This is a genomic window from Streptomyces otsuchiensis (assembly GCF_004305975.1).
In the GTDB taxonomy this organism is placed as follows: domain Bacteria; phylum Actinomycetota; class Actinomycetes; order Streptomycetales; family Streptomycetaceae; genus Streptomyces; species Streptomyces otsuchiensis.
In genome coordinates, this window is sequence record NZ_BHZI01000485.1 from 1 (window position 1) to 1,989 (window position 1,989).

The following is a 1,989-nucleotide window of genomic DNA, read 5'->3' on the forward strand; positions in this document are numbered from 1 at the left end:
ACCACGTCCCCGCCGTCCCAGGCCCCCAACGAACGTTTGTGCTCGGTGAGGCTGTTCCACAACGCCCGCTCCTCGGCGGTCTCGCGCTCGGAGGCGAACGCCGTCGTGAGCGTGCGGTACCAGGTCTGCCAGTCGGCGGGGTCGAGTGCCCGCAGCTCCGTCGTCATGCGCCATGGCTACCAGCGCCCGCTCGGCGGTCGCCAGCGATTTTCCCCCGCGTCCGCCCGATGCCGCCGTCCGGCGGAAGGGCCGGGAATCGACGCGCCGACCCGCCGCTCGCTAAAGTCCGAGCCATGGCAGGTGGAGGATCGTCCCCCTCAGGGTTCCGGAGGTCACGCGCGCACAAGGCGCTGCACCGGGCCCGCACCCTGGTGCGCCGCTCCGCCGTCGACTACTTCCGCGGCGGGGGCTCCGACTGGGCCCCGCTCGCCGTCCTGCTGCTCTCCGTCCCCCTGCTCGCCGCCATCACCCTGCGGTGGCCCGAGTGGTGCCCGCCCGAGACGCTGGTGCTCCCCCTGATCGCCGGCGGCATGGTGCTGCGCCCCGCCAGCCTCCTCGGGCTGTACGGTGCCACCGCCGTCGCGCTGGTCGCCGAGACCGCGCTGCTGGAGACCGGCCCGCGCGGCGAGGAGCCGGTGACTCCCGGCACCATCCTGGTCGTCGGCGCGGTCGCGCTCTCCGCACTGCTCATCGCACAGTTCCGCAGCCGCGTCGGCGTGCCCTGGCGCCGTGGCTCCACCATGCTGTTCGACCTGCGGGAACGTATCCGCGCCCAGAGCGCCCTGCCGCAGCTGCCCAGCGGCTGGCACCGCGAGATGTCGCTGCGTCCGGCCGGCGGCCAGTCCTTCTCCGGCGACTTCGTCGTCGCCGCGCGCACCGGCCCGCGCGGCCGGGTCCTGGAGGCCGTCCTCACCGACGTCTCCGGCAAGGGAATGGACGCCGCCTCACGTTCCCTGCTGCTCTCCGGAGCCTTCGGCGGCCTGCTCGGATCACTGCCGCCGTCCTCCTTCCTGCCCGCCGCCAACGGCTACCTGCTGCGCCAGAACTGGGACGAGGGCTTCGCGACCTCCGTCCACCTCGTCCTGGACCTCGACACCGGGGCGTACGAACTGCTCTCCGCCGGTCACCTCCCCGGAGTGCAGCTCTCGGCCAGCACCGGGCTGTGGCACCGTGTCGTAGCGGAGGGGCCGCTGCTCGGCGTCTGGGCCGGCGCCGAGTTCGAGCCGGTGCGCGGCACGCTGGAGCGGGGCGACGTGCTGATGCTCTTCACCGACGGCCTGGTCGAACGCTCCGGCCGCGACCTGGACGACGGGGTGGACCGGCTCACCGGCGAGGCGGAGCGGTACATCGCCACCGGCTTCCGGGGCGCCGCCTGGCACCTGATCGAGTCACTGGCCAAGGACGTCAACGACGACCGGGCGCTGCTGCTGATCTGCCGCGAGTAGGCGCGCCGCCGTTTCGGGGGCACAGGCTCCTCCCCGGACGCCCGCCGGTCACCCTCCGTGGAACGGGCGTCACTCCTGCGGCGGATTTCCCGGGCACGGGTGCTGACGGGGGTACGCGCCGGTGTGAGCTGCGTCGACGTCCGGCACGGGCCGCACGCGGACGTACGCCGATCGGCGGTGCGGGCCCTGCCCGGCGGATGCGGACCGGCGGCGGCTGACATTGGCTCAGGTACATGAGTTCTGTGATGCGACGTCAGCACCGCCCGGCCCGCCTGGCGTGCTCGGCCCTGACCGGCGCCCTGCTCACCGGCCTGATCCTGCCGCTCGGCGCGGCGGGCACGGCCGCCGCGCACGCAGCCGACGCTCCGGGCGGCCCGGTGGGCGAACACCGCTCCGCCACCGCCGTCGCCGCCTCGGTGCCCGAGGCGTCATTCACCCCGGCGGAGGCCGCCGCGGCCGCGACCCCCCCGCACCCCGGGCCGGAGGAGGCGGACCGGACGGCCATCGCCGCGTCCGCCGCCGCCGTACCGGCCGTGGTGCCCGC

Annotated in this window: 2 protein-coding genes and 1 pseudogene; 2 read left to right on the plus strand and 1 reads right to left on the minus strand. The window is 74.9% G+C overall.

Translation table 11 applies throughout. The features are described from left to right. A partial coding sequence (locus E0D90_RS25295; RefSeq protein WP_130800244.1) for a GNAT family N-acetyltransferase occupies positions 1-167 on the minus strand: 167 nt, incomplete at its 3' end. 126 nt (positions 168-293) lie between these two features. On the opposite strand from E0D90_RS25295, the gene E0D90_RS25300 reads away from it, so the two are divergent. Continuing rightward, a complete protein-coding gene (locus E0D90_RS25300; RefSeq protein ID WP_103500251.1) occupies positions 294-1,445 on the plus strand; it encodes a PP2C family protein-serine/threonine phosphatase in 1,152 nt (383 codons plus the stop codon). A 245-nt stretch (positions 1,446-1,690) separates the two neighbouring features. Beyond that, positions 1,691-1,989: pseudogene (locus E0D90_RS25305) on the plus strand (hypothetical protein); the annotation flags it as partial.

Bases quoted from the DNA above. Each gene is read 5' to 3' on its own strand.
- E0D90_RS25300 (WP_103500251.1), top strand. From the start codon at position 294: ATGGCAGGTGGAGGATCGTCCCCCTCAGGGTTCCGGAGGTCACGCGCG.